General features: G+C 53.2%; 15 protein-coding genes. 11 read left to right on the top strand and 4 right to left on the bottom strand.

The window, feature by feature from the left end:
- Positions 1–3: 3 nt before the first annotated feature.
- Positions 4–654, top strand: coding sequence for a response regulator transcription factor RcsB (gene rcsB / locus HV345_RS08240; RefSeq protein WP_003027592.1), 651 nt, complete (start codon positions 4–6; stop codon positions 652–654).
- A gap of 112 nt (positions 655–766) precedes the next feature.
- On the opposite strand, the gene rcsC is transcribed toward rcsB, so the two are convergent.
- Complete coding sequence (rcsC, locus tag HV345_RS08235) at positions 767–3613, bottom strand: two-component system sensor histidine kinase RcsC (protein WP_053389233.1); 2847 nt, start codon at positions 3611–3613, stop codon at positions 767–769.
- A gap of 168 nt (positions 3614–3781) precedes the next feature.
- Here rcsC and atoS point away from each other — a divergent pair, with 168 nt between their 5' ends.
- The 6 genes from atoS to HV345_RS08205 all read left to right on the top strand — a co-directional run bounded on the left by atoS (position 3782) and on the right by HV345_RS08205 (position 11048).
- Positions 3782–5620, top strand: coding sequence for a two-component system sensor histidine kinase AtoS (gene atoS, locus HV345_RS08230; RefSeq protein WP_181636481.1), 1839 nt, complete (start codon positions 3782–3784; stop codon positions 5618–5620).
- Positions 5617–7002, top strand: coding sequence for an acetoacetate metabolism transcriptional regulator AtoC (atoC, locus tag HV345_RS08225; RefSeq protein ID WP_019077262.1), 1386 nt, complete (start codon positions 5617–5619; stop codon positions 7000–7002). Before atoS ends, atoC begins: the two co-directional genes overlap by 4 nt.
- Before the next feature lie 199 nt (positions 7003–7201).
- Positions 7202–7861: an acetate CoA-transferase subunit alpha gene (atoD, locus tag HV345_RS08220; protein WP_016153792.1), complete on the top strand. Its 660-nt coding sequence runs from the start codon at positions 7202–7204 to the stop codon at positions 7859–7861.
- Between the two features lie 2 nt (positions 7862–7863).
- On the top strand, positions 7864–8514 hold the full coding sequence (locus HV345_RS08215; RefSeq protein ID WP_181636480.1) for a 3-oxoacid CoA-transferase subunit B: 651 nt from the start codon (positions 7864–7866) through the stop codon (positions 8512–8514).
- Positions 8511–9833: a TIGR00366 family protein gene (locus tag HV345_RS08210; protein WP_181636479.1), complete on the top strand. Its 1323-nt coding sequence runs from the start codon at positions 8511–8513 to the stop codon at positions 9831–9833. The genes HV345_RS08215 and HV345_RS08210 overlap by 4 nt, the downstream gene beginning before the upstream one ends.
- Positions 9834–9863: 30 nt before the next feature.
- Positions 9864–11048: an acetyl-CoA C-acetyltransferase gene (locus tag HV345_RS08205; RefSeq protein ID WP_109017493.1), complete on the top strand. Its 1185-nt coding sequence runs from the start codon at positions 9864–9866 to the stop codon at positions 11046–11048.
- A gap of 43 nt (positions 11049–11091) precedes the next feature.
- Here the strand turns inward: HV345_RS08205 and gyrA are convergent, their stop codons facing one another.
- Positions 11092–13728: a DNA topoisomerase (ATP-hydrolyzing) subunit A gene (gene gyrA, locus HV345_RS08200; RefSeq protein ID WP_046275481.1), complete on the bottom strand. Its 2637-nt coding sequence runs from the start codon at positions 13726–13728 to the stop codon at positions 11092–11094.
- A gap of 158 nt (positions 13729–13886) precedes the next feature.
- Between gyrA and ubiG the strand changes: the two genes are divergently transcribed.
- From ubiG to yfaE, 4 genes are all read left to right on the top strand, one after another.
- Positions 13887–14615 (top strand): bifunctional 2-polyprenyl-6-hydroxyphenol methylase/3-demethylubiquinol 3-O-methyltransferase UbiG, encoded by a 729-nt coding sequence (gene ubiG, locus HV345_RS08195; RefSeq protein ID WP_016157023.1) that lies wholly within the window; start codon positions 13887–13889, stop codon positions 14613–14615.
- A 443-nt stretch (positions 14616–15058) separates the two neighbouring features.
- Entirely contained in the window at positions 15059–17344 is a 2286-nt protein-coding gene (gene nrdA, locus HV345_RS08190) for a class 1a ribonucleoside-diphosphate reductase subunit alpha (protein WP_016153798.1), read from the top strand.
- A gap of 112 nt (positions 17345–17456) precedes the next feature.
- A complete protein-coding gene (gene nrdB / locus HV345_RS08185; protein WP_181636478.1) occupies positions 17457–18587 on the top strand; it encodes a class Ia ribonucleoside-diphosphate reductase subunit beta in 1131 nt (376 codons plus the stop codon).
- Complete coding sequence (gene yfaE, locus HV345_RS08180; protein ID WP_016153800.1) at positions 18587–18841, top strand: ferredoxin-like diferric-tyrosyl radical cofactor maintenance protein YfaE; 255 nt, start codon at positions 18587–18589, stop codon at positions 18839–18841. The genes nrdB and yfaE overlap by 1 nt, the downstream gene beginning before the upstream one ends.
- Before the next feature lie 173 nt (positions 18842–19014).
- Here the strand turns inward: yfaE and glpQ are convergent, their stop codons facing one another.
- A complete protein-coding gene (gene glpQ / locus HV345_RS08175; RefSeq protein WP_181636477.1) occupies positions 19015–20082 on the bottom strand; it encodes a glycerophosphodiester phosphodiesterase in 1068 nt (355 codons plus the stop codon).
- 3 nt (positions 20083–20085) lie between these two features.
- The gene (glpT, locus tag HV345_RS08170) at positions 20086–21444 is read right to left on the bottom strand and encodes a glycerol-3-phosphate transporter (RefSeq protein WP_016153802.1); all 1359 of its coding nucleotides are present in this window, start codon (positions 21442–21444) and stop codon (positions 20086–20088) included.
- Between the last annotated feature and the right edge of the window lie 41 nt (positions 21445–21485).

Here is a 21485-nt window from a genome sequence, read left to right as displayed (position 1 = left end):
TACATGAACACTATGAACGTAATTATTGCCGATGACCACCCGATTGTACTGTTCGGTATTCGTAAATCACTTGAGCAAATCGAGTGGGTAAACGTTGTCGGCGAATTTGAAGACTCCACTGCACTGATCAACAATTTGCCTAAGTTAGATGCTCATGTGTTGATTACCGACCTCTCCATGCCAGGAGATAAATACGGTGACGGGATCACGTTAATTAAGTATATCAAGCGCCATTTCCCGAGCCTGTCGATTATTGTTCTCACCATGAACAACAACCCGGCAATCCTGAGCGCGGTACTGGATCTCGATATTGAAGGAATTGTCCTGAAGCAAGGCGCGCCAACAGATCTGCCGAAAGCGCTTGCCGCGCTGCAGAAGGGTAAGAAATTCACCCCGGAAAGCGTTTCTCGTCTGCTGGAAAAAATCAGCGCCAGCGGTTACGGCGACAAACGTCTGTCACCGAAAGAGAGCGAAGTTCTGCGCCTGTTTGCCGAAGGTTTCCTGGTTACTGAAATCGCGAAAAAACTCAACCGCAGTATTAAAACCATCAGCAGCCAGAAAAAGTCGGCAATGATGAAACTCGGTGTGGAAAACGATATCGCCCTGTTGAATTACCTTTCTTCCGTCACGCTGAGTCCGTCAGACAAAGAGTAATTCTTTTAACATCGACGTGCCTGATGGCACGGCGTTTATCAGGCCTACGAATGACACGATATTGTGCGTGTTACGTAGGCCGGATAAGGCAAACGTCCCCATCCGGCCTCTTTTATTCCCGCGCCTTTCTCACTCTTTCCGCATAGACCGTCAGCGTCTGCTTCAATACATCTAACGTCACCGGCTTAGACAGACAGCTATCCATACCTGACTCCAGACAACGCTGCTTCTCTTCAGCCAGCGCGTTAGCCGTCACGCCGACAACCGGCAGGGTTAATCCTAACTGGCGAATACGCTGGGTCAGACGATAACCATCCATGTTCGGCATGTTAACGTCGCTCAGCACGATGTCGATATGGTTTTTACTCAGTACATTGAGTGCGTCCACGCCGTCATTCGCGGTTTTACACTGATACCCCAACGATCCCAACTGATCGGCCAGTAAACGCCTGTTGATAGGATGATCGTCGACCACCAGAATCATCATGTCATCGTTAGTTGCAGCAACTTTATCCGGGGCTGGCAACGCCGTTGAAAGCTCTTCACTGCTCAGCTCAAGGCTGTAGATATGCGCCAACAGCGCGGGCAATTCGTGAGGCGATGCCACGCTGTGCACCCACTCCCCAGGCCCCCTTTCCAGCGGAATACCGATATGACGACGGCAGAAAATCACCGCGGCACGTCCCTGCCACGCCTGGTCCAGCACATCGTCGGCAATCAGCAGGTCATCCGCATCCGGTTGCTGTCCCTCATAGCACTGCACCGTCATCCCGTTACGCGCCAGACTGGATTCAATAAACTGGTACAGCGACGCGTTACGCACCGCCAGCCAGCAACGTTTACCGACAAGCCCTTCGATACCTTTTTTCAGCGGGTACTGCGCGCCATAAAGCGGAATACGCAGCATAAACTGGCTACCCATTCCCGGTTCAGAATCGACGGAAATATCCCCATCCATCATGCTGATCAGTTTTTCACAGATAGCCAAACCAAGCCCGGTACCCTGGAAATTACGCTGTACGCCGGTTCCCACCTGGAAGAAAGGATCGAACAAGCGGACGACCTCTTTGGCAGGGATCCCAACCCCGGTATCACGCACGCGAATACTGAGATAGTCTTCGTTGCACTGCACGTGCAGCACAATGCAGCCGGTATCGGTAAACTTGATAGCATTACTCAGCAGATTGGAAATCACCTGCTGCAAACGCATCGGATCACCATTGAGCGCCACCGGTACATTCGGGTCGATAAAGCAGTACAACCCCAGCTGTTTGCGAACCACCAGCGGCAGATAGTTAGCCGTAATATGATTCATTACTTCACGCGGTGAAAACTCGCGCGGTTCAATCTTCAGCTGTTCAGATTCAATTTTCGAGAAATCGAGAATATCGCTGATAATTTTCAACAGCAGGCTGGAAGAGTTGTTCATCGCCGTCACCAGGCGATCCACTCCGTTGGGTAACTCTTTGGTTTGCAACAAATCAAGGTTACCGATAATGCCATACAGCGGCGTACGCAGCTCGTGGCTTACCGTCGCAAGGAACATCGATTTGGACTGGCTCGCCTGCTCCGCCGCCTGCGCCATCTCCTGCAACGACTCTTCCATTTTAACGCGCGCGCTGATGTCAACCAGCACACAAATTGCCACGTTTTCATTACGATAGCGCGAGTGCACAAAGCTGATTTGCAGATTGGTATTGTTGCTGGTCAGCACATCAACAAAATTGACCTGCTGGCCGCAGATAATTTGCGTTAACCGTTGCCGGTCTTCATGCGTTAGCATGTTGAGATAGGTGTGCGCCAGCTCATTACTCAGGATGTTAATGCCATCTATCGTACGCAGAATACAAATCCCAACCGGCGCAGAAGCCACGATTTTACGGTTAAACTGCTCGTGCTCTTCCAGACGCTGGGCATCGCTTTCCGCAGGAATAAAAATGCGCCGCTCATACATGCGCGTGAGCATAAATAACGCCGCGCCAACCAACACATTCAGCAGAATAGCGTTCAGGATCATCATGCGGATCCGCTCCAGCACCAGATCGACCGGTACTGAATAAACAATGCTTAGCGATGACGGGGGCAGGTTTTTCTTCAGCACCAGTTCGTGAAAACCCGACGTATAGCCAAACCAGGAGCGCTCCTGCATCCAGCGAGGTTCAGCCTTAATATTCCCCTCGGGGCCGGTGAGCGAAATCAGCGCATGGCCATTTTCATCAAGGATGGTCACTCCCATCGGCAAACTGCCCGGCGTGAAAAAGTTCTCCATGCGGATAGGCTGTTCCACACCCAACAGCGCCTGCAGGCGATTAGCGAGATAAACCGGCGTCAGCGCATAGAAATAGCCTATCCCCGGCCGCGGCCCCTGGCTAATCCAGAACAGGTTATTACCGTTTTCGTCCTGCGGCGCATTGCGATACTTAATAATGCGCTCATGCAGCGCCTTCAACGCCCCGTCACGTTCGACAGGCATATCACGCAGACCGAAATTGGCCATGCAAAGGTTGTCGCTGCCGATCAGGAACACACGATTCAAATCATAGGCCGCGGAAAAGTTATCCCGCCAGTAGCGCATAAACCACGCCAGCGATTCCAGCGAACCTCGCCAGGCGTTGCCCATCACCGAGCAGTCGGAGTCGGCAAACAGCGGCTCGAAGTTTGGCACGGCGGTTTTATCATCTCGCGCGCGCAACGACATCACACCGTTTTCCGCCGTTAAGCGATTCTCCGCGATATATTTCAGCTCTTTAATCACATCAGAGGTGCGCTGAATGTAACGTTGGGCCTGATCGGAACTGAGGTTAAGCTCCTGGTGAATCTCGGACTCTCTCTGGTGCAGCGCATTCACGATGTAGAAAACGGAGGCAAATGCGATTAGCCCCCAGATCAGGAGCGCCAACGCCCTGAACAGATAGCGTGAGACTTTTAGCGTTGAATGAACGGAAGCAAGGTATTTCAAAGGGGCGAAGCTCCGCCTCAGGGCATTAATAGAGTGTGGTTAAGGTAGCGGTAAATGTCCGGCGTCGCAATGCCCTCTCTTTACGGGAATATGATACACCGCTCTGAAACCATTGTCTTAACCCGTGATAATCATCGTTTGCCTGAAAAACACTGCACGGATGTCAGAATGCGCGACCTGAGATGGCTGGCTCGTCGGTTATACCCACGACGATTACGCAACCAAATGATCATGATGGCCATCCTGATGGTCATCATTCCGACGATATCTATAGGTTATATCGTAGAAACTGAAGGCCGTTCAGCAGTCTTATCTGAAAAAGAGAAAAAACTGTCATCGGTGATAACCCTGCTAAACGATGCGCTGGGCGACCGCTTTAGTCACTACCCAAATTTGCCGCGTGAAGCACGCATTCGCGCGCTTAATCAAGAGTTGGCCCCCATCACCGAGCGCATTACGCAAGCGTTTCCCGGCATTGGCGCCGGGTATTATCACAAAGCGCTGGATGCCATTATCACCTACGCCCCCTCCGCGCTTTACCAAGGCAACGTAGGTATCACCATCACCGAGGATCATCCCGGACGCGAAGTGATGAGTAGCAACGCGCCTGTGGTCTATTCCGGGCGACAGGTTCGCGGCGACATACTCAACTCAATGATCCCAATAGCGCGCCAGGGAGAGGTTATTGGGTATATCTGGGCCAATGAGCTCACCGAAGATATCCGCCAGCAGGCCTGGAGAATGGATGTCAGGATTATTGCCGTACTGGTTGCCGGGCTCATCTGTAGCCTGCTGCTCATCGTGCACTTCTCACGTCGACTCAGTGCGAATATCGACATCATCACTGATGGGCTTTCCACGCTGGCACAAAAAAACCCTACCCGACTGCCTGAACTCCCCGGCGAGTTAGGACAAATCAGCCGTAGCGTCAATGCGCTGGCACAAACGCTACGGGAAACCAAAACCCTTAACGATCTGATCATTGAAAATGCCGCAGATGGCGTGATCGCCATCGACAGGCAAGGCGACGTTACCACCATGAACCCGGCGGCAGAACAGATAACAGGCTACACGCTGCATGAGCTGGTCGGACAGCCCTATGCGACGCTCTTTGCCAATACGCAGTTTTATAGCCCGGTACTGGACACCCTTGAGCACGGTACTGAACATGTGGCCCAGGAGATTAGCTTTCCAGGACGAGAACGCACCATTGAGATCAGTGTAACCACCAGTCGGATCCATAACGCACACGGCGAGCTAATTGGCGCGCTGGTTATTTTCTCCGATTTAACCGCCCGTAAAGAGACCCAGCGTCGGCTGGCGCAAACCGAAAGGCTTGCCACTCTGGGTGAGCTGATGGCCGGCGTCGCGCATGAAGTGCGAAACCCGCTGACCGCAATTCGTGGCTACGTCCAGATCATCCGCCAGCAAACCTCGCTGCCGGAACATCAGGAATATTTATCTGTTGTGCTTAATGAAATTGATTCCATCAATAAAGTTATTCAACAACTGTTAGATTTCTCACGCCCACGACAAAGCCAGTGGCAACAGATTCGGCTCAATGCGCTCATTGAAGAGACGCTAATCCTGGTGCAAACCGCTGGCCTGCAGGCACGGATCGCCTTTACAACGGAATTAGATCCCAACCTGCCGCCGATCGTCGCCGATCGCGAGCTTCTCAAACAGGTGATCCTCAATATTTTAATCAATGCGGTACAGGCGATCGCTGCGCGAGGCGAAATTCGCATCCGTACCGGGCAATACTCGGCCTCGCAACAGGCCGTGATGATTGAAGATAATGGCAACGGTATCGATCTCGCCATACAGAAGAAAATATTCGATCCCTTTTTTACGACAAAAGCATCAGGCACCGGTCTTGGACTGGCGCTGAGCCAGCGCATCATCAACGCGCATCAGGGGGATATCCACGTAACCAGCCAGCCTGGCTGCGGGGCGATATTCACTCTGATTTTACCTCTTAACCCGCAGGGAAATCCGTCAGAATGAAAACGACCTATCGTATTCTCATCGTTGATGATGAAGAAAATGTTCGCCGTATGCTTGCCACCGCATTTTCCCTGCAAGGGCATGAGACACATTGCGCCAGCGACGGGAAAGCCGCGCTGAGCCTGTTTAGCGAAACGCAGCCAGACGTGGTGCTGATGGACATTCGCATGCCGGAGATGGACGGTATCGACGCGCTGAAAGTTATGCGCACGCAGCAACCACGGATCCCCGTCATTCTGATGACCGCTTACGCTGAAGTAGAAACCGCAGTAGAAGCTTTACGTAGCGGCGCATTCGACTACGTGATTAAGCCCTTTGATCTCGACGAGCTAAGCATGGTGATTCAACGCGCATTGCAACTGCAGGAGATGAAACAGGAAATCCGCAATCTGCATAAAGCGTTGACCACCAGCTGGCAGTGGGGACACATTCTGACCACCAGCCCGCGTATGATGGATATCTGTAAAGACACGGCGAAAATCGCCCTCTCCCAGGCAAACGTGTTGATTAGCGGTGAAAGCGGCACAGGAAAAGAGCTGATCGCCCGCGCCATTCACTACAACAGCAAACGCGCCAATGGCCCCTTTATCAAAATTAACTGCGCGGCCCTGCCGGAGTCGTTGTTGGAAAGCGAGCTATTTGGTCACGAAAAAGGCGCGTTTACCGGGGCACAGACATTACGCCAGGGATTGTTCGAACGCGCTCATCAGGGAACTTTATTGCTTGATGAAATTGGCGAGATGCCGCTGGTGCTGCAGGCTAAGCTGCTGCGCATTTTGCAGGAGAGGGAGTTTGAACGCATCGGCGGGCACCAGACCATTCGCGTTGACATTCGAATCGTCGCCGCCACCAACCGCTGTCTGCAAACGATGGTGAAGGAAGGAACGTTTCGCGAAGACCTGTTTTACCGGCTCAACGTTATCCATCTGACTTTGCCGCCCTTACGCGAGCGTCGTGAAGATATTGCCTTATTAGCAAACCACTTTTTACAAAAATTCAGCTCTGAAAATCAGCGGGATATTATCGAAATCGACCCGACGGCGATGTCGATCCTCACCGCCTGGCCCTGGCCCGGTAACATTCGCGAACTGTCAAACGTCATCGAACGTGCAGTCGTTATGAATACCGGTGCGGTGATCTTTGCCGACGATCTCCCCGACCCGTTGCGCAACCCGGTGAGCGCCACAACAGAAACAAAACCGACTTACTCCGGGGAACGCAATCTGAAAGAAGAGATTAAACGTGAGGAAAAACGAATTATCCTCGAAGTCCTCGACAATCAGGACGGCAATCGCACCCGCACGGCGCTGATGCTGGGAATTAGCCGTCGCGCTTTAATGTATAAATTACAAGAGTACGGCATCGACCCATCGGGTTCCTGATACGCAAGTTTGCTATGCAGAATTTTGCACACTGCGCAAAATTCTGCATAACCCCTCGTGGTCTCCTTTCACCAAGACCACAAAAATAAACCAATAAATTCAATCAACTAAACATTAATACGTTTCTTTAGTCATTCTGGCACCCTGCTTGCAATTCCCTGAGCGTACCCAAAATGGAGTATGCAAAAAGGGAAACATAATGAAAACAAAACTGATTACCTTACAAGACGCTGCGGGCTTCTTTCGTGACGGCATGACCATCATGGTCGGTGGTTTTATGGGCGTTGGCACACCACCTCGTCTGGTTGAAGCCCTGCTGGAGTCCGGCGTCAGAGATCTGACGCTGATTGCTAACGATACCGCCTTTGTCGATACCGGTATCGGCCCCCTGATCGTCAATGGGCGGGTGAGCAAAGTGATTGCCTCGCACATTGGTACAAACCCGGAAACCGGTCGTCGCATGATTGCCGGCGAGATGGATGTACAGCTGGTTCCGCAAGGTACCCTGATCGAGCAGATTCGTTGCGGCGGCGCGGGTCTTGGCGGCTTTCTGACCCCCACTGGCGTTGGCACCATCGTGGAAGAAGGCAAGCAAACCATGACGCTTGAGGGTAAAACCTGGCTGCTTGAACGCCCATTACGCGCCGATTTAGCGCTTATTCGCGCCCACCGCTCTGACATGCTTGGCAACCTCACCTACCAGCTCAGCGCCCGTAACTTTAACCCTCTGATTGCCCTCGCCGCTGATATCACGCTGGTCGAACCGGACGAAATGGTTGAAACAGGGGAGCTGCAGCCTGACCAGATTGTGACCCCCGCCGCCGTTATCGACCATATCGTCATTCCACAGGAGAGCTAATCATGGATGCTAAACAACGTATTGCGCGCCGGGTGGCGCAAGAACTTCGCGATGGCGATATCGTCAACTTAGGTATCGGCCAGCCAACGATGGTAGCTAACTATTTACCTGCTGATATTCACATTACGCTGCAATCTGAGAACGGTTTTCTGGGACTGGGCCCAGTCACCACCGCCCATCCTGACCTGGTGAACGCGGGCGGCCAACCGTGCGGTATTTTGCCGGGCGCGGCGATGTTTGATAGCGCCATGTCGTTCGCGTTGATTCGCGGCGGTCATGTTGATGCCTGTGTGCTTGGCGGGTTGCAGGTCGATGAGCAGGCAAACCTCGCCAACTGGGTGGTTCCCGGCAAGATGGTGCCCGGCATGGGTGGCGCAATGGATCTGGTGACCGGTGCACGTAAAGTCATTATCGCCATGGAGCATTGCGCAAAAGACGGCTCAGCAAAAATCCTGCGTCAATGCACCATGCCGCTCACTGCACAGCATGCTGTGCATATGCTGGTCACCGAGCTGGCTGTATTCCGCTTTATAGATGGCAAGATGTGGCTGACTGAAATCGTCGAAGGATGCGACATCGCCACGCTATGTGAAAAAACCGAAGCACAGTTTGAAATTGCCGACGATCTGCGCATCCTGCGAGGTGACGCATGATTGGCCGCATCGCCCGCTTTATGACACGGGTAGTCAGCCGCTGGCTGCCCGACCCACTGATTTTCGCCATGTTATTAACGTTGCTGACCTTTGGCATCGCGCTGTGGTTAACGCCGCAGACCCCCATCAGCATGGTGAAATTCTGGGGTGACGGTTTCTGGAACCTGCTGGCGTTTGGTATGCAGATGGCGCTGATCATCGTAACCGGCCATGCGTTAGCCAGTTCCGGGCCGGTGAAAAGCCTGCTGCGTACGGCGGCATCAGCCGCCAAAACCCCCGCTCAGGGCGTCATGCTGGTGACTTTTTTTGGTTCAGTTGCCTGCGTTATTAACTGGGGATTTGGTCTGGTGGTCGGGGCGATGTTCGCCCGCGAAGTTGCTCGTCGGGTACCGGGTTCCGATTATCCGTTACTGATTGCCTGCGCCTACATCGGGTTCCTGACCTGGGGCGGCGGCTTCTCCGGCTCAATGCCTTTGCTGGCGGCAACGCCTGGCAACCCGGTCGAGCACGTAGCGGGCCTCATTCCTGTCGCGGATACCCTGTTCACCGGCTTCAATATTTTCATCACGCTCGGCCTGATTGTGGTGATGCCGTTTATCACCCGGATGATGACGCCAAAACCTTCAGATGTGGTGAGCATCGATCCGAAACTGTTACTGGAAGAAGCTGATTTTCAGAAGAAACTACCGCCAGATGCGCCGCCATCTGAAAAACTGGAAGAGAGCCGCATTCTGGCGCTGATCATCGGTGCATTAGGGATTGCCTATCTGGGTATCTACTTTGCCGAGAAAGGTTTCAACATCACCATCAATACCGTCAACCTGATGTTTATGATTGCCGGTCTGCTGCTGCACAAAACGCCGATGGCCTATATGCGTGCCATCAGTGCTGCCGCACGGAGTACCGCCGGGATTCTGGTGCAATTCCCCTTCTATGCCGGCATTCAGTTGATGATGGAGCACTCCGGCCTCGGTGGGCTCATTACTGAATTTTTCATCAACGTTGCCAACAAAGATACCTTCCCACTGATGACTTTCTTCAGTTCAGCCCTGATTAACTTTGCCGTGCCATCCGGCGGTGGCCATTGGGTTATTCAGGGACCGTTCGTCATGCCTGCCGCTCAGGCGCTGGGTGCCGATCTTGGCAAATCAGTCATGGCCATCGCCTACGGTGAGCAGTGGATGAACATGGCACAACCGTTCTGGGCGCTACCCGCGCTGGCCATCGCCGGTCTCGGAGTACGCGACATTATGGGCTACTGCATCACCGCCCTGCTCTTCTCCGGCGTCATTTTTGTTATTGGATTGACCTTGTTCTGACGGCAACAACTTAATTAAAGGAACTGAAAAATGAAAAACTGTGTCATCGTCAGCGCGGCACGTACCGCAATCGGCAGTTTTAACGGCGCACTGGCAACTACGGGTGCCGTCGAGCTTGGATCAACCGTCATTAGAGCAGCTCTTGAACGCGCGCACCTTGACCCACAGCGCGTGGACGAGGTGATTATGGGCAACGTGCTGCAGTCAGGACTCGGGCAAAACCCAGCGCGTCAGGCATTATTAAAAAGCGGCCTGTCCGACACCGTTTGCGGCTTTACCGTCAACAAAGTGTGCGGCTCTGGCCTGAAAAGCGTAGCGCTTGCCGCCCTCGCTATCAAGGCCGGACAAGCCCAGGCGATCGTCGCGGGTGGGATGGAAAACATGAGCCTGGCCCCCTACCTGTTAGACGCAAAAGCCCGCTGGGGCTATCGCCTCGGTGACGGGCAATTATCCGACGTGATTCTGCGCGATGGCCTGATCTGCGCCGAGCATGGTTACCACATGGGGATCACTGCAGAAAATGTTGCCAAAGAGTATGGCATCAGCCGCGAAATGCAGGATGAACTGGCTCTGCAGTCGCAGCGTAAAGCCGTTGCCGCAATCGAGTCTGGCGCATTTGAGGCTGAAATCGTGCCCGTCAGCGTGTCATCACGGAAGAAAACCATCATCGTTGAGCGTGACGAATTCCCCAAAGCTGACTCGACGACCGAAGGCCTCGCCGCATTGCGTCCAGCATTCGATAAAGCAGGAACCGTCACCGCAGGTAACGCCTCGGGGATCAACGACGGTGCAGCGGCATTAGTGATAATGGAAGAGTCCGCAGCACTGGAGGCTGGGCTGAAGCCATTGGCACGAATCAAAGCCTGGGCCAGTGGCGGTGTAGCTCCGGCTATGATGGGGATGGGGCCGGTTCCCGCCACGCTGAAGGCACTGCAACTGAGCGGCTTACAGCTTTCTGATATCGATCTGATCGAAGCCAACGAAGCATTTGCTGCTCAGTTTCTTGCCGTTGGTAAAACGCTGGGATTTGATCCGCAAAAGGTTAACGTCAACGGTGGGGCAATTGCGCTGGGACACCCTATTGGCGCCAGCGGCGCGCGAATACTGGTGACGCTGCTGCATGCGCTACAGGCACGGGATCAAACGCTTGGACTGGCCACACTGTGCATCGGCGGCGGTCAGGGCATTGCGATGATAGTGGAGCGAATGAATTAAAAAAAAGGGCCGGATATTTCCGGCCCTTTTTATCACGTCTTAATTACTCTTCAGCGTCGTCCGCTGCATCGTCATCGCTTTCCGCTTCAGGCGCGATATCCTCGTCCCCTTCAGCAGCGCTACCGTCGATGGAGTCGAGCTCTTCATCATCAACCGGTTCAGCAACGCGTTGCAGACCCACAACGTTTTCATCTTCCGCAGTACGGATGAGGATAACGCCCTGGGTGTTACGTCCTACCACGCTGATTTCCGACACGCGAGTACGCACCAGCGTACCTGCATCGGTGATCATCATGATCTGGTCGGTATCTTCAACCTGCACTGCGCCGACAACGGAACCGTTGCGCTCGGTGACTTTGATGGAGATAACGCCCTGGGTCGCACGAGACTTGGTCGGATACTCTTCCGCCGCCGTACGTTTACCGTAGCCGTTCTGGGTAACGGTGAGGATAGCACCTTCACCGCGCGGAACGATCAGCGATACCACGCTGTCGCTTTCCGCCAGTTTGATACCGCGTACGCCGGTCGCTGTACGTCCCATCGGACGAACAGCCCCCTCTTTGAAGCGCACCACTTTACCGGCAGCAGAGAACAGCATAACTTCGTCACTACCAGACGTCAGGTCAACGCCAATCAGCTCATCGCCTTCGTTCAGGTTAACCGCAATGATACCGGCTGAACGCGGACGGCTGAACTCGGTCAGCGCTGTTTTCTTCACGGTACCGCTGGCGGTTGCCATGAAGACGTTGACGCCTTCTTCGTACTCACGTACTGGCAGAATTGCGGTGATACGTTCGTTAGCTTCCAGTGGCAGCAGGTTGACGATAGGACGTCCACGCGCACCACGGCTTGCTTCCGGCAACTGATAAACCTTCATCCAGTACAAACGACCGCGGCTGGAGAAGCAGAGGATCGTGTCATGGGTGTTGGCCACCAGCAGGCGGTCGATAAAGTCTTCTTCTTTAATTCGTGCTGCAGATTTGCCTTTACCGCCACGACGCTGCGCTTCGTAATCGGTTAACGGCTGATATTTCACGTAGCCTTGATGAGACAAGGTCACGACAACATCTTCCTGGCTAATCAGATCTTCGATGTTGATGTCAGCGCTGTTCGCGGTGATTTCGGTCCGACGTGCGTCGCCGAACTGTTCACGAATCAGCTCCATCTCTTCACGGATGACTTCCATCAGACGATCGGCGCTGCCCAGAATGTGCAGCAGTTCAGCGATCTGCTCCAGCAGCTCTTTGTATTCGTCGAGCAGTTTTTCGTGCTCAAGGCCGGTCAGTTTCTGCAAACGCAGATCCAGAATGGCCTGGGCCTGCTGTTCAGTCAGGTAGTACTGACCGTCACGCACGCCAAATTCCGGTTCCAGCCATTCAGGACGCGCGGCATCATCGCCGGCACGTTCCAACATGGCAGAAACGTTACCCAGCTCCCACGAACGCGCGACCAGCCCTGCTTTCGCTTCTGCCGGGGTCGGCGCACGGCGGATCAGTTCGATGATCGGATCGATGTTCGCCAGCGCAATCGCCAGTGCTTCAAGGATGTGCGCACGATCGCGGGCTTTACGCAGTTCAAAGATAGTACGGCGGGTTACGACTTCACGGCGGTGACGTACAAACGCAGCAATAATATCTTTCAGGTTCATGATTTTCGGCTGTCCATGGTGCAACGCAACCATGTTGATACCGAAAGAAACCTGCAGTTGGGTCTGGGAGTAGAGGTTGTTCAGAACCACTTCCCCGACTGCGTCGCGTTTCACTTCAATCACGATGCGCATACCGTCTTTGTCAGACTCGTCACGCAGCGCGCTGATACCTTCAACGCGTTTGTCTTTTACCAGCTCGGCGATTTTCTCGATCAGGCGCGCTTTGTTCACCTGATACGGAATTTCATGGACGATGATGGTTTCACGGCCAGTTTTGGCATCCGCTTCGACTTCCGCGCGTGCGCGGATGTACACTTTGCCACGGCCGGTACGGTAGGCTTCTTCAATACCACGACGACCGTTGATGATCGCGGCGGTCGGGAAGTCCGGACCCGGAATATGTTCCATCAGCCCTTCAATGCTGATGTCTTCATCGTCAATGTATGCCAGGCAGCCGTTGATCACTTCCGTCAGGTTGTGCGGCGGAATGTTGGTCGCCATACCTACCGCGATACCGGACGAGCCGTTCACCAGTAGGTTAGGAATTTTGGTTGGCATGACGTCAGGAATTTGTTCAGTGCCGTCGTAGTTATCGACGAAATCCACCGTTTCTTTTTCCAGGTCAGCCATCAGCTCATGGGCGATTTTCGACATACGGATTTCCGTATAACGCATCGCCGCTGCGGAGTCGCCATCGACAGAACCAAAGTTACCCTGACCATCTACCAGCATGTAACGCAAGGAGAATGGCTGCGCCATACGAACAATGGTGTCGTAAACGGCGGTATCACCATGAGGGTGGTATTTACCGATTACGTCACCAACGACACGGGCAGATTTTTTATAGGCTTTATTCCAGTCGTTGCCCAATACGTTCATGGCGTAAAGTACGCGACGGTGAACCGGCTTCAGGCCATCTCGGACGTCCGGCAGCGCACGGCCAACAATGACCGACATCGCATAATCCAGATAGGAGCTCTTCAGCTCTTCCTCAATGTTGACCGGTGTAATTTCTCTCGCAAGGTCGCTCATCTAACCGCTATCCCTCTACTGTATCCCGGATTCAAAGGTCGCAAATTATAACACATCCGTGCAGATTCAGGTAAATGGATTCCCCCTGACAGAGGCTTTATTCATCCCGTCAGGCTGATATACTCATTTGCATCGCAAATTTAGGAGTAGAAGCCCCAATGAATGCCGAAAAACCTCCGGTAACTCACAACGTTGATCAGGAAGAAATTGCCAAGTTTGAAGCAGTCGCGTCACGCTGGTGGGATCTTGAGGGTGAATTTAAGCCACTGCACCGTATTAACCCACTGCGCCTGGGCTATATCACGGAGCGCTCAGGCGGCCTGTTTGGTAAAAAGGTACTCGACGTCGGCTGCGGCGGCGGCATTCTGGCGGAAAGCATGGCGCGCGAGGGCGCAACCGTCACCGGGCTGGACATGGGCTTTGAACCGTTACAGGTAGCAAAACTGCATGCGCTGGAGAGTGGCATCCAGGTGGAATACGTTCAAGAAACCGTTGAAGAACATGCGGAAAAACATGCGCATCAGTATGACGTTGTGACCTGCATGGAAATGCTGGAGCACGTACCGGACCCGCAATCGGTGGTCAGGGCCTGCGCCAGACTGGTCAAACCGGGCGGCGAAGTGTTTTTCTCCACGCTTAATCGCAACGGCAAATCCTGGCTAATGGCGGTGGTCGGCGCGGAATATATTTTGCGTATGGTGCCGAAAGGTACGCATGATGTGAAAAAATTCATTAAGCCGGCTGAACTGTTAGAGTGGGTTGACCAGACCGTGTTGAAAGAGCGTCATATGACCGGCCTGCACTACAACCCGATCACCAACAGTTTTAAACTCGGCCCCGGCGTTGATGTGAACTATATGCTACACACTACCGCGCAAGCAGATTAACCTCCTCCACCCGGCCGGATAAGGCGTGCAACGCCGCAATCCGGCACCGTACCTGATAGTGCGCAGCTTTCGGGCCTGCGCATCGCCTACCAATCCTGAGTAGGATCGTCAGGGCAATTTTTGCGCCAGGTCATAAGAACTTACCTTGCCTTAGATGAAGAAATCAGCACTCGATCAAATTTTCTATTTTTTTTCTCAATTATTGACATCCTCGCCAGGCCTTATAAGACGCGCACTTAGCGATTATTACCCTTTTGCAACCTCAATTTAACCTCAAAATCAACTCTTGTACTGAAAAGAATCCCTACTAGAATACTCACCATATAGCGTCTACTTTATCAAACAACCCCTACATATAGTATTTATCCACAGACTTAGTCACAACATGACTTTGTGGATAATATGGGGGATATTTTTTCTTTCACGGACAGGTAAAAAACCACATGAATCAGAGTCTGCTGGTGACAAAGCGTGATGGTAGTACAGAGCGCATCAATCTCGACAAAATCCACCGAGTTCTGGATTGGGCGGCAGAAGGACTGAATAACGTATCGATTTCTCAGGTCGAGTTGCGCTCCCACATTCAGTTTTATGACGGTATCAAGACATCCGATATCCATGAAACAATCATCAAAGCTGCCGCCGACCTGATCTCCCGCGAGGCACCGGATTATCAGTACCTGGCTGCTCGCCTGGCGATTTTCCATCTGCGCAAAAAAGCCTACGGCGAGTTTGAACCGCCGAAACTGTTCGACCATGTCGTGAAAATGGTTGAAATGGGCAAATACGACAATCATCTGCTGGAAGACTACACGGAAGAAGAGTTCAAGCAGATGGACTCGTTCATCGTACACGACCGAGATATGACCTTCTCCTACGCTGCGGTGAAGCAGTTAGAAGGTAAATACCTGGTACAAAACCGTGTTACCGGTGAGATTTATGAAAGCGCGCAGTTCCTCTACATTCTGGTAGCGGCCTGCCTGTTCTCTAACTATCCGCGTGAAACGCGTCTGCAATACGTAAAACGTTTCTACGACGCCGTTTCTACGTTTAAAATTTCGCTGCCGACGCCGATTATGTCCGGCGTGCGCACCCCTACCCGTCAGTTCAGCTCCTGCGTACTGATCGAGTGCGGCGACAGCCTGGACTCCATCAACGCCACCTCCAGCGCGATTGTGAAATACGTTTCCCAGCGCGCCGGCATCGGTATCAACGCCGGTCGCATCCGTGCGCTGGGTAGCCCGATCCGCGGCGGTGAAGCGTTCCACACCGGTTGTATTCCGTTCTACAAGCACTTCCAGACCGCGGTAAAATCCTGCTCCCAGGGCGGCGTACGCGGCGGTGCTGCAACGCTGTTCTACCCAATGTGGCACCTGGAAGTTGAAAGCCTGCTGGTCCTGAAAAACAACCGTGGCGTCGAAGGCAACCGCGTGCGTCACATGGACTACGGCGTACAGATCAACAAACTGATGTACACCCGTCTGCTGAAGGGCGGCGACATCACGCTGTTCAGCCCGTCCGACGTTCCAGGCCTGTATGATGCGTTCTTCGCTGACCAGGACGAATTCGAACGTCTGTACACCAAATATGAAAACGACGACAGTATCCGCAAGCAACGCGTGAAAGCCGTTGAGCTGTTCTCACTGATGATGCAGGAACGTGCCTCTACCGGGCGTATCTATATTCAGAACGTTGACCACTGCAACACCCATAGCCCGTTTGATCCAATTGTCGCTCCGGTGCGCCAGTCTAACCTGTGCCTGGAAATCGCCCTGCCGACCAAACCGCTGACCGACGTTAACGACGAAAACGGCGAAATTGCGCTGTGTACGCTGTCCGCATTTAACCTAGGTGCTATCAACAGCCTGGACGAGCTGGAAGAGCTGGCCGAATTGGCGGTGCGCGCGCTGGATGCGCTGCTCGATTATCAGGATTATCCGATTCCTGCCGCCAAACGCGGCGCGATGGGTCGCCGTACGCTGGGTATTGGCGTGATCAACTACGCCTACTGGCTGGCGAAAAACGGTAAGCGTTATTCTGACGGCAGCGCGAACAACCTGACTCACAAAACCTTTGAAGCCATTCAGTATTACCTGATGAAAGCCTCTAACGAGCTGGCGAAAGAGCAAGGCGCGTGCCCGTGGTTTAACGAAACGACCTACTCCAAAGGTATTCTGCCGATCGATACCTATAAAAAAGATCTCGATGCTATTGTCAACGAGCCGCTGCATCTGGACTGGGAACAACTGCGCGAATCCATCAAAACGCACGGTCTGCGTAACTCCACGCTGTCAGCCCTGATGCCATCGGAGACCTCTTCGCAGATCTCTAACGCCACCAACGGTATTGAACCACCGCGCGGCTATGTGAGCATCAAAGCGTCGAAAGACGGTATTCTGCGCCAGGTCGTGCCGGACTACGAACACCTGCACGACGCGTACGAACTGCTGTGGGAAATGCCGAACAACGATGGCTATCTGCAACTGGTAGGTATCATGCAGAAATTTATCGATCAGTCGATTTCTGCCAACACCAACTATGATCCGTCACGCTTCCCATCCGGAAAAGTACCGATGCAGCAGTTACTGAAAGACCTGCTCACCGCCTACAAATTTGGTGTCAAAACGCTGTATTATCAAAACACCCGTGACGGTGCGGAAGATTCTCAGGACGATCTGGTGCCGTCCATTCAGGACGACGGCTGCGAAAGCGGCGCATGTAAGATCTGATGAACGATGCCGGGTGGCACCAGGCTCACCCGGCCTACAGTAGCTTGGTTTGTAGGCCGGAAAGGGTGCTTGTAACGCCATCCGGCACTCATCCCACAAAGGATTCACATCAATGGCATACACCACTTTTTCACAGACGAAAAATAACCAACTTCTGGAACCGATGTTCTTCGGCCAGCCGGTGAACGTCGCCCGCTACGATCAGCAAAAATATGACATCTTCGAAAAACTGATCGAAAAGCAGCTCTCTTTCTTCTGGCGTCCGGAAGAAGTTGATGTTTCTCGCGATCGCATCGACTTCCAGGCGCTGCCGGAACATGAAAAGCATATCTTCATCAGTAACCTGAAATATCAGACGCTGCTGGACTCCATTCAGGGACGTAGCCCGAACGTGGCGCTGCTGCCGTTAATCTCGATCCCTGAGCTGGAAACCTGGGTGGAAACATGGGCGTTTTCAGAAACGATCCACTCCCGTTCCTACACCCACATCATTCGTAACATCGTGAACGATCCGGCGGTGGTGTTTGATGACATCGTCACCAACGAGCAGATCCAGAAACGCGCGGAAGGCATTTCCAGCTATTACGACGAATTGATTGAGATGACCAGCTACTGGCATTTGCTGGGCGAAGGCACGCATACCGTTAACGGTAAAACGGTTGTCGTAAGCCTGCGTGAACTGAAGAAGAAGCTGTATCTGTGCCTGATGAGCGTGAACGCGCTGGAAGCGATCCGCTTCTACGTCAGCTTCGCCTGCTCCTTCGCCTTCGCCGAACGTGAACTGATGGAAGGCAACGCGAAAATTATTCGCCTGATCGCCCGCGATGAAGCCCTGCATTTGACCGGGACCCAGCATATGCTGAACCTGCTGCGCAGCGGCGTGGACGATCCGGAAATGGCGGAAATCGCCGAAGAGTGTAAACAAGAAAGCTACGACCTGTTCGTACAGGCCGCGCTGCAGGAAAAAGAGTGGGCGGATTATCTGTTCCGTGACGGCTCAATGATTGGCCTGAATAAAGACATTCTGTGCCAGTACGTTGAGTACATCACCAACATCCGTATGCAGGCTGTCGGACTCGACTTGCCGTTCCAGACCCGCTCTAACCCAATCCCGTGGATCAACACCTGGCTGGTGTCTGATAACGTGCAGGTTGCGCCGCAGGAAGTGGAAGTCAGCTCTTACCTGGTCGGCCAGATCGATTCGGAAGTCGATACCGACGACCTGAGTAACTTCCAGCTCTGATGGGCCGCGTTACTCTGCGCATCTCTGGCACACAACTGCTGTGCCAGGATGAACACCCTTCCCTGCTTGCCGCGCTTGAATCGCACAATGTTGAAGTTGAATACCAGTGCCGCGCAGGTTATTGCGGCTCCTGCCGTACCCGTCTGGTAGCGGGACAGGTCGACTGGATTGCCGAACCTCTGGCCTTCATTCAGCCAGGTGAAATTTTGCCCTGCTGCTGTCGGGCAAAAGGCGATATTGAAATAGAGCTGTAACGCGTGGCGGGATAAAAATTAAGACTAAAAAAAGAGCCGCCGATGGACGGCAGCTCTTTATTTCTCCTGGAGGCAGGTATGGCCACGTTGACGGCAGACGGCCTTATCTAGCCGTTAATAACGTTTGATCCAACCAGGCCTGTGACCGGAGGTGCATCACAGACCTTGTGCCATTACTCTTTATTCAGGAATGTCACTGCTTTGTCGGGGAAGTCGGTGAACAGCCCGTCAACGCCCGCCTTGTTATACAGAATGTCATACAGCTGGTTTACGTCAGTGGTGTAATCCGGCAGCTGATCGGCACGAACGGTATAAGGATGCACCACCATCTTATTCTGATGCGCGTCCTGTACCATACCCGTTAACGAGATATTGCCTTTCTTCGACTTCTCATCAATCAGCATGTGGTAGTCCGGCCCAATGCCGTCCGCATACAGCGCAACCTGCTTCATGGCACCCGGTTTAAACATCCAGTCGTAGTTGTAATTAACCCAACTACCGTCCGGCTTTTTCTCCTGAGTTTCATTCCAGTCAGTGTACGCAATCAACTGTACCAGATTGAGATCCATCCCCATCTTCGGTTCCAGTTCATTCTTAATGCGCTTTAACTCTGCGACATCAAAACACTGTAGATAAACCTTGTCATTCTTGTCGGTGTACCCGTACTTTTTCAGCACTTCCAGCGTTTTAGCCGCAATGTCCTTCCCTTCCTGATGATGGAACCACGGCGCTTTCATTTCCGGGTAAATGCCAATGTTTTTGCCGGTTGAATGATTTAATCCCTGAACAAACTCAATCTCTTCTTCGAAAGTGTGCACACGGAAATCAGATTTACCCATCGGGAAACGCCCCGGGTAGGTCTGGACCTTTTTGCCATTTTCGATATCAAAGCCTTCGGTAAATTTCAGCGATTTAATCTCATCCAGCGTAAAGTCGATAGCGTAATAGCGCCCATCTTTACGCGCACGATCCGGGAAACGCTCGGCAACATCGGTGACGCGGTCAAGGTAGTGGTCATGCAGGACAACCAGATGGTCGTCCTTGGTCATCACCAAATCCTGTTCCAGGTAATCAGCCCCCTGAGCATAAGCCATCGCTTTTGCTGGCAGCGTATGCTCCGGTAGATAACCGCTGGCGCCACGGTGCGCAATCACGATTTTTTCTGCGGCAACCGCCGCGCTGCTCACCACAATACCTGTCAGCATTAGCGCCACGCTGAGACTTTTCAATGTGGTTTTCATCTATTAGCCCCCGTTACGCTTCAGTGCGATCTCTTCGTGATGGCGTTTTTCGCCAATCATGACGACCACCAGCAGAATAACCGCCAGCACGCTACCGCCAATCATCACCATAAAGCCGCCGTCCCAACCGAAGAAGTCAACGGTATAGCCAACAATGGCGCTCGCCGCTACGGAACCGCCGAGATAACCGAACAGACCGGTAAAGCCAGCCGCCGTACCCGCCGCTTTTTTCGGTGCCAGTTCCAGCGCATGCAGACCAATCAACATTACCGGACCGTAGATCAGGAAGCCGATGATAATCATACAAGCCATATCCACGTTCGGGTTGCCTGCCGGGTTCATCCAGTAGACGATAGTCGCGATAGTCACCAGCGTCATAAAGAACACGCCGGTCGCACCACGGTTGCCACGGAAGACTTTATCCGACATCCAGCCGCACAGCAGCGTGCCCGGAATACCCGCATATTCATACAGGAAGTAGGCCCAGGATGATTTATCCAGCGCGAAATGTTTCACTTCTTTCAGATAGGTCGGGGACCAGTCCAGGATGCCGTAGCGCAGCAGATAAACAAACACGTTGGCGATAGCGATGTACCACAACAGTTTGTTCGGCAGTACGTATTGCATGAAGATCTGCTTCGCAGTCAGCTCTTCTTCCGCTTTCTCGTTGTAATCGTCCGGATAGTCGTTCTTGTACTCTTCGATAGGCGGCAGGCCACAAGACTGCGGCGTATCACGCATCAGAGCAAAAGCAAACAGCGCGACGACGATCGCACCGAAAGCAGGCATGTACAGCGCCGCTTTCCAGTCATTGAACCAGGCCATACCCAGCAGGAACAACAGAGGAGGCAGACCACCGCCCACGTTGTGCGCACAGTTCCAGACGGAGACAATGCCCCCACGCTCTTTCTGCGACCACCAGTGCACCATGGTACGACCACACGGCGGCCACCCCATTCCCTGGAACCATCCGCAGAGGAACAGCAGCACAAACATAACCGCAATGCTCGAAGTCGCCCACGGCACAAAGCCCATGAACAACATGACTGCGGCGGCCAGAATCAGACCCGCTGGCAGGAAAACGCGCGGATTCGAGCGATCCGAAACGGACCCCATGATGAATTTCGAAAATCCGTAAGCAATGGAGATACCGGATAACGCAAAACCCAGATCGCCACGCGAGAAACCTTGCTCAACCAGATACGGCATCGCAAGGGCAAAGTTCTTACGTACCAGATAGTACGCGGCATAGCCAAAGAAAATCCCCAGAAAGATCTGCCAACGTAATCGACGATATGTCGGGTCGATCTCCGCTGCAGGCAAACGCGCCGTGTGTGACGCTGGTTTAAAAATGCTCAACATAGTGTAGCCTCCGTGGCCGTCTTTCATTCGAAGTAAACACT

Source organism: Citrobacter sp. RHBSTW-00986 (assembly GCF_013783065.1).
Lineage (GTDB): Bacteria > Pseudomonadota > Gammaproteobacteria > Enterobacterales > Enterobacteriaceae > Citrobacter > Citrobacter braakii.
Note: the sequence above shows the minus strand (reverse complement) of the source record. Positions and strands in the feature narration are given on the sequence as shown.